Below are 12,334 nucleotides of genomic sequence, written 5' to 3'. Positions count from 1 at the left end.
TCCAAAACGGTTAACGCCGATTTAACGGATGAGTCCTAGCCTGTCTCGGCCGGGGTTACTCGCAAGGCCGAGGTGAGCCCAATGGAAGCCCAGAAGATCGCGGTCGACGCCGTCGTCGCGCTGACCGATTGCGACCGAGAAGCCGTCGTTGCCTTCATCCGCCGGCTCTACCTTGCCGGCGTCACCGACCCCAAGCGCCTGACCTTCAAGGGCCTCCAGGCGCTGGCACGGGCTTGATTCGGGCGGTTTCGACCCTTTCGCCCCCAAGTTCCGTCCGATCGCTCTCCCCAGCGTGATTGCAACCCAGCGGTGAATATCTTGCCGCTCGGGCCGGCGCGGAGTAGATGACGTCCCCGGCTGGGTCACTGGGGAACTTGGGGAAATGTTGAAACAGCTTTTTGCGCCGCAACTCGTCATTTTATATGTGCTTGCGGCCTCGACGATCTACGTTCACTTCCGCGGCAAGCAGCGGCTGCGCTTCGCGCGCCAGCTTGGCGATCACTCGACCTATCTCGCGCCCTACAACGTGCTGATGTACGCCGGCTCGGCCGTGCCGAACAAGCCGGTGATCTCGGTCGAGCAGTTTCCGGAGCTCAAGCCCCTCAGCGAGAACTGGGAGACCATTCGCGACGAGGCCGTGCGTCTGTTCGACGAGGGCTTCATCCGTGCCGCTGCCAAGAACAACGACTGGGGCTTCTACTCGTTCTTCAAGAGCGGCTGGAAGCGGTTTTACCTGAAATGGTACGACGACTTCCTGCCGTCGGCGAACACGCTGTGCCCGAAGACGGTGGAGCTGCTCAAGTCGATTCCGAGCGTGCACGGCGCCATGTTTGCGGTGCTGCCGCCGGGCGGCAAGCTGGGCGCGCATCGCGATCCCTTCGCCGGCTCGCTGCGCTATCACCTCGGCCTGGTTACGCCGAACTCGAACAAGTGCCGGATCCTCGTCGATGGCGTCGAATGCGTCTGGCGTGATGGCGAAGCCTTCATGTTCGACGAGACCTTCATCCACAGCGCTGAGAACGCGACCGACGTCAATCGCATCATCCTGTTCTGCGACGTCGAGCGTCCGATGAAGTTCGGCTTCATGACCGCGATCAACCGCTGGGTCAGTCATCACATCGTCAAGGCGTCGGCGACCCAGAACGTCGACGGCGAGAGCGTCGGCGTGCTCAACGAGGTGTTCGGCAAGCTCTACGAGATCCACCTCGCAAGCCGCAAGGTCAAGGAGTGGAACCGCAACGTCTACTACACGCTGAAATACTCGCTGACGGCGCTGATCCTCGGCCTGATCGTGATGTCGGCGTTGCGGTAAGCCGACGTGCGTAGGGTGGATTAGCGAAAGCGTAATCCACCATTCGGCAGAACGACAATCGACCCCGGGGGGTGTGGCGCGATGCGTTGGCGGATTACGCTTCCGCCTTCGCTCTTCGAGCTACGGCGGACAAGTCGCTGATCCGCCCTACGGGGCAGAATCAAGAGGCCCCGGAGTGATTTCCGCGGCTTTTTTCTTTGTGGTCTCGGCCGCCTACGTTGTACGTAGGCAGAATGATCTCAGTGTTATTTGCGGTCATTTCGCTGTTGTACGCAACGGTGGGCCAAGCTGGCGGTACGGCGTTTCTCGCCTTGATGGCGTTCGCCTCGTTCCCACCGGTTGAAATGCGTCCCACGGCCCTCCTGCTGAATATTGTTGCTGCCACGTACTCCACCTGGCTTTTCAATCGCGGTCGTTTGGTCGACTGGACCAAACTCCGTCCGTTGCTAGCCGCTTCGCTGCCGGCCGCTCTTGTCGGCGGCTTGATCGTGCTTGATGCGCATCTGTACAAGGCTTTTACCGGTATTGTGCTTTTGCTCGCGGCGGCAATCCTTGCTGTTGGTCACGTACGTCAGGGAGCACAAGATCGATCGATGCCGTTGCGCGGCGCCTTCGCTGTCGGCGCGGCGGTTGGTCTCGTGTCTGGGCTTACCGGTGTTGGTGGCGGGATCTTCCTGGCACCGATCTTGATTACGCTGCGCTGGGCTTCGCCGAAACAGACGGCAGCTCTCTCAGCGCCTTTCATTTTGGCAAATTCGGTTCTGGGGTTTCTCGGCGCAGCATATGCTGGTCAAGCCCCTTCCGAGCAGACTTGGCTCTATGCCTTGGCGGCGCTTGCAGGTGCGATGCTCGGGACATTGATAGGTTTGCGCTGGTTGTCGGAAAGGATGACACGTTGCGCTCTGGCAGCGATCCTGGGCATGGCTGGCCTTCAGCTTTTGCTCCTACCCTATTTGCGAACGTAAACTGGTATAGGCACGGCGTCGATTGTTTGGCTACGGGCAACGTCGGAAGCGATGGGCTTGCCTCCGTTACCAGCAACATGGCGGACATCGGACGCGCTGTGTTGTAAGGGTAGAGGCCTTGTGGCCAATATGGAGCAGGCAATGGCGCCCTTGCCGACCGCGAATGCAGAGATCACGCAGTTCTTCCGCCAGTGGCTGGAAACCTTCGCGGGCTATGTTCGCGAGGTCGACTACGCCTCGGCGAGGCCGCTTTTCCACCCCGAGGTGCTCGCCTTCGGTACGCACAACGACGTCATCCCCGGCCTCGATCAATGGGTCAAGACGCAATGGGACAACGTCTGGCCGAAGACGGCCGACTTCCGTTTCGTCCTCGATCAGACTTCTGTTCTGGCATCACCCGACGGAGCGATGGCGACCGTAATCGCGCCGTGGACGAGCACTGGCTATCATCCCGATGGCAGCGCGTTTGCGCGGCCGGGCCGGGCCACAATGGTGTTTTCAAGGAATGGCGACGGCTGGCTGTGCGTGCATTCGCACATGTCGCTCAATCGCGGTGTGCCGCAGGCAAGCCACGCCAACCGGCCGGTGAAGGCCTGGTAGCGCGCGTAGGGTGGATTAGCGAAGCGTAATCCACCAATAGGCGCGAGCAACAATTGACGTTCTTTGTTGTCGTACGTCTGTAGTGGTGGATTACGCTTTCGCTAATCCACCCTACGATATCGAGCCTATTCCGGCTGGCCGATGCTCACCTTCAGCGTGCCGACGCCGTCGACGCCGCATTCGAGCTTGTCGCCGGGCTGCAGCTGCGACACGCCGGCGGGCGTGCCGGTCATGATGATGTCACCGGCGGCGAGCTTCACCTGCTGGGAGAGCTGCCAGATGATCTCGGGCACGTTCCAGATCATCTCGTTGAGGTCGCCCTTCTGGGCTTCCTTGCCGTTGACGGTGAGCCAGATCTTGCCGGTCGAGGGGTGGCCGATCTTAGAGGCGGGCTGCACCGCGGAGGCTGGCGCCGAGCCGTCGAACGACTTGCCGATCTCCCACGGGCGCTCCTTCTTGCGCGAGGCGATCTGGAGGTCGCGGCGGGTGAGGTCGATGCCGACGGCATAGCCGTAGACGTGATCGAGCGCCTTGTCGGCGGGAATGTTGAGGCCGCCGCTCTTCAGCGCGACGATCAGCTCGACCTCGTGATGCAAATCCTTGGTCAGCGGCGGATACGGAATGGTGGCGCCGTCGGGCACCAGCATGTCGGCGTGCTTGGCGAAGAAGAACGGCGGGGCGCGCTCGTCATTGCCCATCTCGCGGATGTGCTCGAGATAGTTGCGGCCGACGCACCAGATGCGGCGCACCGGAAAACGGCCGCTCTCCCCGACGACGGGAAGCGAAGCCTGGGGCGGAAGCGGGATGACGTAGGAGGCGGCGTTCATGGAGCGGTCTCGCTGCTCTTGAGGTTGATGAGGAACTCTATGCGGTTGCGCTGATCGGCGCCAGAGTGCCGGCGTCGCGATGTTGCAGGCGGAAGAACGAAGCATAGCGCCCGCCGCGGCGCAGGAGCTCGTCGTGGCGGCCCTGCTCGACGATCTCGCCGCCCTCGACCACCAGAATGGCGTCGGCGTGCATGATGGTGTGCAGGCGGTGCGCGATCACGATGGTGGTGCGGTTCTGGCAGAGATGCTCGATCGCCTCCTGCACCTGCCGCTCGGATTCGGAGTCGAGTGCGGCGGTGGCTTCATCGAGCAGGATGATCGGCGCGTTCTTGAGCAGCGCGCGCGCCACCGCAATGCGCTGGCGCTGGCCGCCCGAGAGCTGCGTGCCGTGCTCGCCGACCGGCGTGTCGTAGCCGAGCGGGAAGCCCATGATGAAATCATGCGCGCAGGCGGCCTTCGCCGCCTCGATGATCTCGGCCTCGCTCGCGCCCGGCTTGCCGAAAGCGATGTTGTTGCGGATGGTGTCGCGGAACAGATAGACGTCCTGGCCGACATAGGCGGTCTGCGCCCGCAGCGATTTGCGCGAGACCGAAGAGATCGACTGGCCGTCGATCACGATGTCGCCTTGCGTCACCTCGTAGAAGCGCAAGAGCAGCCCCAGCACGGTCGATTTGCCGCCGCCGGACGGGCCGACCAGCGCGGTGACCTTGCCGGGTTCGGCCACAAAGCTCATGCGGTTGAGCACGGTCTCATTGGCGCGATAGGAGAAGCTGACGTCGCGCAGCTCGATCCGTGCGTCGGAGAGCTTCAGCGCCGGCTTGTCGTCGTCCGACTGCTCGCTCGCGGGACTGTCGACGACTTCGAGCAGCATCCGCGCGCCGACGAGCTGGCTGTTGAGATCGATGTTGAGCCGCGCCAGGCGCTTGGCCGGCTCGGTCGCCATCAGGAACGCGGTCATGAAGGAGAAGAAGGCGCCGGGCGTGGCGTTGAGCGCGACCACGCTGTAGCCGCCATAGAGCAGACAGCCGGCGACCGCGAAACCGCCGAGCATCTCCATCAGCGGGTTGGAGCGGTTGGCGACGCGGGCCATCTTGTTGGCGTTGCGCTCGACGATCGCGATGTTCTCGTCGATGCGCTTCTGCATGGTGTCTTCGAGCGTGAACGCCTTGACGGTTCGGATGCCCTGCAGCGATTCCTGCATCGTCTCCATGATGTCGGCGGTGCCGGTGAACTGGTTGTAGGCGAGGCCCTTGATGCGCTTGACCAGCTTGCGCAGCACCAGCATCGCCGGCGGCACCGCGACGAGACCGATGAACGACATCAGCGGATCCTGCCACACCATCACGCCGATCATGGCGAGCAGCATCAGCAAGTCGCGCCCGACGGCGTTGACCAGCATGTTGAGCACGTCGGTGATGGATTTTGCGCCGGCCGTCAGCCGCGCCAGGAACTCGGACGAATGCCGCTCGGAGAAGAAGCCGACGCTCTCGCGCATCAGCTTGGCGAACAGCTGGCGCTGGTTGGTGGCAAGGATGGCGTTGCTGATCTTGGTCAGGATCACCATCTGGCCGTATGTCGCCACGCCCTTGATGAAGAGCAGGATCACCGTGATCCCCGAGAACATCGCGATGCCCGGGATGTTCTTGTCGACATAGGCCTGGTTGATGACCTGGCCGAGCACATAGGTCGCGCCTGCGGTTGAGCCCGCGGCGAGCGCCATCAGCGAAAAGGCGACGAGGTAACGCCGCCAGTAGACCACGCCCTGTTCGGTGACCAGGCGGCGAATCAGGACCGCTGCCGCATAGGGATCGTCGGTGATTTTCTTTGGAAACTGGGCCATCCGTAGTCCATTGACGGCGCAGGGAAGCCTGCCCGCGCGTCAGGGATCGAATGGCCTCTGTGCCCGCTCAAGCGGGGTTTTTCAAGCCCAATTAAGGGCTTGCGTCCGGACGGAATCTAGGCCGAGACGGCCTGGCGGAGCTCGCCATGGCGCTCGCGGAACAGCTTGTCCTCCCAGGCCAGCGCGTGGGCCGCGATGGTTTCGAGGTCGTCATATTGCGGCTTCCAGTCGAGCAGGCCGCGGATGCGGCTGGTGTCGGCGACCATGGTCATGATGTCGCCGGGCCGGCGCGGGGCGTACTGGACGGCGAAGCTGCGCCCGGACACCCGGCGCACGGCGTCGATGGTCTCCAGCACCGAATAGCCGCGGCCGTAGCCGCAATTCAGCGTGGTCGAGGCGCCGCCGTTGCGCAGGTAAGCGAGCGCCGAGCGATGGGCCTGCGAGAGATCCGTGACGTGGATGAAGTCGCGGATGCAGCTTCCGTCCGGGGTCGGATAGTCGGTGCCGAACACGTCGATCTTGGCGCGCTGGCCGGTTGCGGCTTCCACCGCGATCTTGAGCAGATGCGTGGCGCCGACGGTGGCTAGCCCGATGCGCGCCTGCGGATCGGCGCCGGCGACGTTGAAATAGCGCAAGGTGACGTACTGCATGCCGTAGGCGGCGGCGACGTCGTGCAGCATGATCTCGGTCATCAGCTTCGACGAGCCGTAAGGCGACAGCGGCCGCGTCGGCGCGTGCTCGGGCACCGGCACCTGGTCCGGATTGCCGTAGACCGCGGCGGTCGAGGAGAAGATGAAGCGGCCAATGCCGCGCTTGACCGCGACGTTGAGCAGGTTGCGCGCGGTCGTGAAATTGTTGCGGTAATAACCGAGCGGATCGCGCATCGAATCCGGCACGACCACGGAGCCTGCGAAATGGATGATACTCTCGATGTTGTGCTGGGCGATCACGCCTTCGAGCAGGTTCTCGTCGCCGGCATCGCCGATGAACAACGGCACGCCCTCGGGCAGGTAAGCGGAGAAACCGGTGGAGAGATCATCGATCACGACGACGTCCTCGCCGGCTTCCGCCAGCGCCAGGACCGTATGACTTCCGATATAACCGGCGCCGCCGGTGACTAGCACAGTCATGGTCTCACCCGTCCTCGATCAACGCGCAAAGCTAGCGCTTGCGTGGTGAAGAGGGGGTATCGGCGGCCCTGAACTGGTCACTATGCTTAATGTTGCGTATAGGGACCTTTCGAAACGGAGCATGACGTGGCGAATTCCCAGGGCGATCTCGAGGTGATCGTGCCAAATCTGCACAGGCGCTATTCCGGGGTCACCGCGACCAACCGGATGGTGGCGCCGCGGCTGGCGAAACTGTATCGCGCCGCCTGGTTCGGCTCGGACGCGCCGGAGGGGATCGCGCGGCTGAGCGGCGCTGATTTCCTGCGGCTGTGGCGCCGCAAGTCGCCGCTGATCTGGCACGCGCGCCGCAACAACGAGATGATCGCGGGCGTCGTGCTGCGCGCGCTCGGCTGGCCGCTGAAGCTCGTGTTCACCTCGGCGGCGCAGCGGCATCATAGCTGGATCACGCGCTGGCTGATCCGGCGCATGGACGCGATCATCGCGACGAGTGACATCTCGGCCTCGTTCCTGAAGGTGAAGGCGACCGTGATCCCGCATGGCGTCGACACCGAAATCTACGCGCCGCCGATCGATCGCGCCGCGGCTTTCGCGGAAGCCGCGCTGCCGGGCCGCTACGCCATCGGCTGCTTCGGCCGCGTGCGCGCGCAGAAGGGCACCGACGTGTTCGTCGATGCGCTGTGCCGCTTGCTGCCGCGCTACCCGGACTTCACGGCCGTCATCGTCGGTCAGGTCACGCCGGAGCAGACGCCGTTTGCGAACGACCTGAAGAAGCGCATCGAGGCAGCCAACCTGCAATCGCGCATCGTCATCACCGGCGAGTTGCCGATCGAAGCGGTGCAGCGCTGGTATCAGCGCTTGACGATCTACGCCTTCACCTCGCGCAACGAAGGTTTTGGCCTGACGCTGATCGAGGCGATGGCGGCGGGAAGTGCGCTAGTCGCCGCGCGCGCCGGTGCGGCCGAGCTCGTGGTCGAGGATGGTGTCACCGGCGTGCTGGTCCCGACGGGCGATGCCGACGCGCTCGCTGTGGCACTCGAGCCGCTGATGCGCGACGTGGCCGCTGCCACCGTGATGGGCCAGCGCGGGCGGGCGCGGGTGCTCGAACGATTCAGCCTCGATGCCGAAGCGGCGCGGATCGGCGAGGTCTATCGGCCGCTGCTCTGAGCGCCGCTTGGTGGTCGCAAACAAGAACTGCGAAAACAACCCCATGCACAGTAGCCGGGGTCAATGGAATCAATGGCTTGGGCGGAGGGCGTCAAGATTTACGGATTTTACGAAATTATTTTGACCCGTCGGGCAAAACAGTGGTAGATTGGCATGATCCCAAACTGCCCAAAGTGTCTTGCCCCTCGCTGAGGCGAGTTTGCAGTCCGCGCGCCGTTCTCCTACAAATTCAAAACAGCTCTCATCAAGTTTGTCGGTACGCACAAAGAGTATGACGGAATAGACGCGGAGACTGTGTGATGATGGACGTAAAGCCGTTCCACAACGAACAGGATTACGATTGGGCCATCCGCGAAGTGTCCCGCTATTTCGAGGCCGAGCCGACACGCGGTACGCCTGATGGTGATCGCTTCGAAGTTTTGTCGTCGCTCATCAAAGAATACGAAGACAATCACTTCGCGACCATGCACGGCGATCCGATCGACGTCCTCCATTTCGCAATCGAGTCCATGGGGCGATCGCAGGCAGAATTGGCGGCGTTGATTGGACGCAATCGCGCGTCCGAGATTTTGAATCGCGTCCGCCCACTGACACTGGAGATGATCCGGACCATCAGCAAGGAATGGAATATTCCGATTGGTGCTCTGACAGCTCAATATGAGCTGGGGCGTGCATCTGCATAGTTCTGTCGGCGAACTCTGACGCTGACGTCCCCAAGATACGAACCGTCCTCGCAGGTGACGGCTAAACTCGCGCTCCCGCCTCACCCAGCACCCGCTGCGCGATCCCCACCACCTCCGCCGCCGCAATATCCCGCATGCAGCGGTGGTCGTTCATTTTGCAGATCGTGCTCTGGCAGGGCTGGCAGGAGAGCACGCTCTTGTCCTGGACCACGGTGGCGGCAAGGCCGTTGAGGGGAGCCCAGAGATAGGGGCTGGTCGGGCCGAAGATGCCCATGGTGGGGGTGCCGAGCGCGGCCGCGATGTGCATCAGGCCGGAATCGTTGGAGATCGCGACGCCCGCCGCCGCCATGGCCAGCACGCCGTTGCGCAAATCGTTGCCCGTGAGATCCCGCACCCCAGGGCCGCCAGCGGTCCCGGGGCCGCCCGCGGCGACGATCTCCTGGGCGAGGCCCTTTTCGGCGGGGCCGCCGACCACCCAGACCTCGAGGCCGCGCTCGACCAGCAGGCGGGCGGCTTCCGGATAATAGGTCCAGCGCTTGGAGACGCCGACCGAGCCGGGGGCCAGCGCCACGGCGGCGCCGGCGCTAAGGCCGTTGGCCTGCCGCCAGCGCACGATCTCCTCGGCGGGAACGCGCAATTGCGGCACCGGCCATTCCGGGGGCAGGGGGGCGCCGTCGGGCTGGGCCAGCGCAGCGTTCTTGTCGATGAAGCGGGGCAGCTTCTTCTCGCCCCAGCGCCAGCGGTTGAGCAGGCCGAAGCGGAACTCGCCGACGAAGCCGACCCGTTCGGGGATACCGGCCAGCGCCGGCGCGATGGCCGCCTTCCAGGTCCGAGGCAGCACCAGGGCGGTGCCGTAGTTCCGCTTCCGCAGGAGGCTCGCCAGGCCGAACTGCCGGCCCACGGCCAGCCGGCTGCGCGGCAGGTCCCAGACGATCCCCTCGCGAACGCCGGGCATGTAATCGACCAGCGGGGCGCACAGGGATGTGGTCAGGAGATCGACCGGCCGATTCGGCCAGCGCTCCTTCAGGACCCGCACCACGGTGTGATTCCGGACGAAATCGCCGATCCACATGTAGGGAATAATCAGGATCGGGCGCGTGTCGTCCCGATCTGCATGTCCACTAAGTTGCGAATCTTGGTTCATTCGTTAATAGGGCCGAAGGCGAGCTGATGTGGCGGTTCGGTTAGCCGCTCCGGGCCGGGACGTAAAGCAGGGAGAGCGCGAGTCCAAAAGCGTCTGCCCAAAATGCTTACACTTTGGCAGATGATGCGCTACGGCAGGGTCGGACCTTAAGAAAATCGGGCAGGTAGGTGGAATGTTGCTGGTGACCGGCGGGGCCGGTTTTATCGGATCGAATGTCGTGGCCGCGCTGAATGATGCCGGCCGCAGCGACGTCGTTGTGTGCGATCTGCTCGGCAATGACGGCAAGTGGCGCAACCTCGCCAAACGCCAGCTTGTGGATATCGTCCCGCCGGCCGAGCTGCCCGACTGGCTGCAGGGGCGCAAGTTGGATGCCGTTATCCATCTCGGGGCGATCTCCGCGACCACCGCAACCGACGGCGACCACGTGTTCGAGACCAATTTCCGGATGTCGATGCGCCTGCTGGACTGGTGCACGGCGGGCGCCGTGCCGTTCATCTATGCCTCCTCGGCAGCGACCTATGGCGACGGCGAGGCCGGCTTTGGCGACGACGCCTCGTTGCCGGCACTGAAGAAGCTGCGGCCGATGAATCTCTACGGCTGGAGCAAGCACATGTTCGATCTCGCGGTCGCCGGGCGCGTAGCGAACGGCGATCCGCTCCCGCCGCAATGGGCGGGCCTGAAATTCTTCAACGTGTTCGGCCCGAACGAATACCACAAGGGCTCGATGATGAGCGTGCTGGCGCGCCGCTTCGACGACGTCAAAGCGGGCCGCGTCGTGCAGCTGTTCAAGTCGCATCGCGAGGGCATCGCCGACGGCGACCAGCGCCGCGACTTCATCTATGTCGACGACGTCGTGCGCGTCATCATGTGGCTGCTGGCCACGCCCTCCGTCTCCGGGCTCTTCAACGTCGGCACCGGCAAGGCGCGCAGCTTTAGGGATCTGATGCTGGCCGCCTATGCCGCGCTCGGCACCAGGCCCAACATCGAATACATCGACATGCCCGAGAACATCCGCGGCGCTTACCAGTACTTCACCCAGAGCGAGGTCGATCGCCTCTGCCGCGCCGGCTATAACGGCGGCTTCACGACGCTCGAGGACGCGGTGAAAGCCTATGTCGGGGATTATCTCGACCGGCCCGACCGTTTCCGCTGAGGCTTTTTGATCATGGCGACGCCCATTCTCGATTTCGACGCGCTTGCGCAAACGATCTCGGCCCGCACGGTGCTCTGCATCGGCGACATCATGCTGGACGAGTTCGTCTATGGCGAGGTGTCGCGGATCTCGCCGGAGGCGCCGACGCCGGTCATCGCCGCCCAGCGCAGCGAGATCCACACCGGCGGCGCCGGCAACGTCGCGCGCAATGTCGCTTCCCTCGGCGCGCGCTGCATCTTCGTCGGCCTCGTCGGAGAGGACGATGCGGGCAGGCGACTGGCGTCAGCGCTGGGCGAGCAGACCGGAATCGAAAGCGTGCTGGTGTGCGATCCGTCGCGGCCGACCACGCGAAAGGTCCGCTTCGTCTCCGAGCATTTTTCCACGCACATGCTGCGCGCGGACTGGGAGCAGGCGGCACCTGCCTCCGACGCGATCGAGACCGAGCTGATCGAGGCGATCCTGCCGCAGATCGCACGGGCCGACGTCGTGCTGCTGTCCGACTACGCCAAGGGCGTGCTGACCGCGCGCTTGATCCGCCATACCATCGATGCCGCGCGAAAACTCGGAAAGCCGGTGATCGTCGATCCCAAGAGCCTGAATTGGGCGATCTATCGCGGCGCGACGCTGCTGACGCCCAATCGCAAGGAATTTTCGGAAGCCACCCGCAGCCGCGCCGACACCCCGCAGAGCATCGCCGATGCCAGCGAGGACGTGATGCGGCTCGCCGATTGCGAGGCGATCCTGGTCACGCAAGGCGAGCACGGCATGACGCTGGTGCCGCGTGGCGGCGGGTTCGTTCACGTTCCTGCCGTTCCCGTGAAGGTGCGCGACGTCTCCGGCGCCGGTGACACCGTCGCCGCCGCGCTCGCGGTCTCGCTCGCGGCGGGCGCGGACTGGGACACCGCGCTGCGCATGGCCAACGCCGCCGCGGCCGTCGCCGTCGGCAAGCAGGGTACCGCCAGTGTGAGCGCGGCCGAGCTGCGGCGAAAGATCCTGCCGCACGCCTATCTTGCGGCCGAGGAGAAGATCGTGCTCGAGCCTGATACGCTCGACGCGCAGCTCGCCGAATGGAAGCGCCAGGACCTCCGCGTCGGCTTCACCAATGGCTGCTTCGACATCCTGCATCCCGGCCACGTCAAGGTGCTGACCGCGGCGCGCGCCGCCTGCGACCGCCTGATCGTGGGCCTGAACAGCGACGCCTCGGTGCGGCGGCTGAAGGGTGCCGATCGTCCCGTCCAGGACGAGCGTGCGCGTGCCGAGGTGCTCGCCGCGCTCGAAGCGGTCGATCTCGTCGTCATCTTCGAGGAGGACACGCCGATCGACCTGATCACCCGGATCAAGCCGAGCGCCTTGGTGAAGGGCGGCGACTACACCCGCGAGCAGGTGGTCGGCTACGACGTGGTCGAGGCCGCAGGCGGGGTGGTCGTGCTGGTCGACATCCTCCAGGGGTTCAGCACGACGGCGCTGGTGCATCGCGCGCGGGGAGGGGCCAAGTGACTGCTCAAGTGACAGATCA

12 protein-coding genes are annotated in these 12,334 nt (G+C 64.3%); 8 read left to right on the top strand and 4 right to left on the bottom strand.

Going from position 1 to position 12,334, the window contains the following annotated elements:
* Positions 1-81 precede the first annotated feature (81 nt).
* The 4 genes from ACVJ19_RS37345 (at position 82) to ACVJ19_RS37330 (ending at position 2,877) form a co-directional block, all read left to right on the top strand.
* Positions 82-237: a hypothetical protein gene (locus tag ACVJ19_RS37345; RefSeq protein ID WP_453954030.1), complete on the top strand. Its 156-nt coding sequence runs from the start codon at positions 82-84 to the stop codon at positions 235-237.
* A gap of 145 nt (positions 238-382) precedes the next feature.
* Entirely contained in the window at positions 383-1,312 is a 930-nt protein-coding gene (locus tag ACVJ19_RS37340; protein WP_453954029.1) for an aspartyl/asparaginyl beta-hydroxylase domain-containing protein, read from the top strand.
* 233 nt (positions 1,313-1,545) lie between these two features.
* Positions 1,546-2,277 (top strand): sulfite exporter TauE/SafE family protein, encoded by a 732-nt coding sequence (locus tag ACVJ19_RS37335; protein WP_453954028.1) that lies wholly within the window; start codon positions 1,546-1,548, stop codon positions 2,275-2,277.
* Positions 2,278-2,418: 141 nt separating this feature from the next.
* Positions 2,419-2,877 carry a YybH family protein gene (locus ACVJ19_RS37330; RefSeq protein ID WP_453954027.1) on the top strand — a complete coding sequence of 153 codons (459 nt, stop codon included), beginning with the start codon at positions 2,419-2,421 and terminating at the stop codon, positions 2,875-2,877.
* Positions 2,878-3,002: 125 nt separating this feature from the next.
* Here the strand turns inward: ACVJ19_RS37330 and ACVJ19_RS37325 are convergent, their stop codons facing one another.
* The 3 genes from ACVJ19_RS37325 to galE form a co-directional block, all read right to left on the bottom strand.
* Positions 3,003-3,704 carry a fumarylacetoacetate hydrolase family protein gene (locus ACVJ19_RS37325; protein WP_453954026.1) on the bottom strand — a complete coding sequence of 234 codons (702 nt, stop codon included), beginning with the start codon at positions 3,702-3,704 and terminating at the stop codon, positions 3,003-3,005.
* A gap of 37 nt (positions 3,705-3,741) precedes the next feature.
* Positions 3,742-5,544: an ABC transporter ATP-binding protein gene (locus ACVJ19_RS37320; RefSeq protein WP_453954025.1), complete on the bottom strand. Its 1,803-nt coding sequence runs from the start codon at positions 5,542-5,544 to the stop codon at positions 3,742-3,744.
* A gap of 116 nt (positions 5,545-5,660) precedes the next feature.
* Positions 5,661-6,674, bottom strand: coding sequence for a UDP-glucose 4-epimerase GalE (gene galE / locus ACVJ19_RS37315; protein WP_453954024.1), 1,014 nt, complete (start codon positions 6,672-6,674; stop codon positions 5,661-5,663).
* 126 nt (positions 6,675-6,800) lie between these two features.
* Between galE and ACVJ19_RS37310 the strand changes: the two genes are divergently transcribed.
* Complete coding sequence (locus ACVJ19_RS37310) at positions 6,801-7,838, top strand: glycosyltransferase family 4 protein (protein ID WP_453954023.1); 1,038 nt, start codon at positions 6,801-6,803, stop codon at positions 7,836-7,838.
* Between the two features lie 299 nt (positions 7,839-8,137).
* A complete protein-coding gene (locus tag ACVJ19_RS37305; protein WP_453954022.1) occupies positions 8,138-8,521 on the top strand; it encodes a helix-turn-helix domain-containing protein in 384 nt (127 codons plus the stop codon).
* Positions 8,522-8,582: 61 nt separating this feature from the next.
* On the opposite strand, the gene waaF is transcribed toward ACVJ19_RS37305, so the two are convergent.
* Positions 8,583-9,665, bottom strand: a complete 1,083-nt coding sequence (gene waaF, locus ACVJ19_RS37300; RefSeq protein ID WP_453954021.1) for a lipopolysaccharide heptosyltransferase II — start codon at positions 9,663-9,665, stop codon at positions 8,583-8,585.
* A 172-nt stretch (positions 9,666-9,837) separates the two neighbouring features.
* On the opposite strand from waaF, the gene rfaD reads away from it, so the two are divergent.
* A complete protein-coding gene (gene rfaD, locus ACVJ19_RS37295; protein WP_453954020.1) occupies positions 9,838-10,818 on the top strand; it encodes an ADP-glyceromanno-heptose 6-epimerase in 981 nt (326 codons plus the stop codon).
* Between the two features lie 12 nt (positions 10,819-10,830).
* Positions 10,831-12,315 (top strand): D-glycero-beta-D-manno-heptose-7-phosphate kinase, encoded by a 1,485-nt coding sequence (gene rfaE1 / locus ACVJ19_RS37290; protein ID WP_453954019.1) that lies wholly within the window; start codon positions 10,831-10,833, stop codon positions 12,313-12,315.
* Positions 12,316-12,334: the final 19 nt, after the last annotated feature.

Source organism: Bradyrhizobium sp. USDA 376, from assembly GCF_054063675.1.
Note: the sequence above shows the minus strand (reverse complement) of the source record. Positions and strands in the feature narration are given on the sequence as shown.

Bases quoted from the DNA above. Each gene is read 5' to 3' on its own strand.
- ACVJ19_RS37320 (WP_453954025.1), bottom strand. From the start codon at position 5,544: ATGGCCCAGTTTCCAAAGAAAATCACCGACGATCCCTATGCGGCAGCG.
- galE (WP_453954024.1), bottom strand. From the start codon at position 6,674: ATGACTGTGCTAGTCACCGGCGGCGCCGGTTATATCGGAAGTCATACG.
- ACVJ19_RS37325 (WP_453954026.1), bottom strand. From the start codon at position 3,704: ATGAACGCCGCCTCCTACGTCATCCCGCTTCCGCCCCAGGCTTCGCTT.
- ACVJ19_RS37340 (WP_453954029.1), top strand. From the start codon at position 383: ATGTTGAAACAGCTTTTTGCGCCGCAACTCGTCATTTTATATGTGCTT.
- waaF (WP_453954021.1), bottom strand. From the start codon at position 9,665: ATGAACCAAGATTCGCAACTTAGTGGACATGCAGATCGGGACGACACG.
- ACVJ19_RS37305 (WP_453954022.1), top strand. From the start codon at position 8,138: ATGATGGACGTAAAGCCGTTCCACAACGAACAGGATTACGATTGGGCC.
- rfaD (WP_453954020.1), top strand. From the start codon at position 9,838: ATGTTGCTGGTGACCGGCGGGGCCGGTTTTATCGGATCGAATGTCGTG.
- ACVJ19_RS37335 (WP_453954028.1), top strand. From the start codon at position 1,546: ATGATCTCAGTGTTATTTGCGGTCATTTCGCTGTTGTACGCAACGGTG.
- rfaE1 (WP_453954019.1), top strand. From the start codon at position 10,831: ATGGCGACGCCCATTCTCGATTTCGACGCGCTTGCGCAAACGATCTCG.
- ACVJ19_RS37345 (WP_453954030.1), top strand. From the start codon at position 82: ATGGAAGCCCAGAAGATCGCGGTCGACGCCGTCGTCGCGCTGACCGAT.
- ACVJ19_RS37330 (WP_453954027.1), top strand. From the start codon at position 2,419: ATGGCGCCCTTGCCGACCGCGAATGCAGAGATCACGCAGTTCTTCCGC.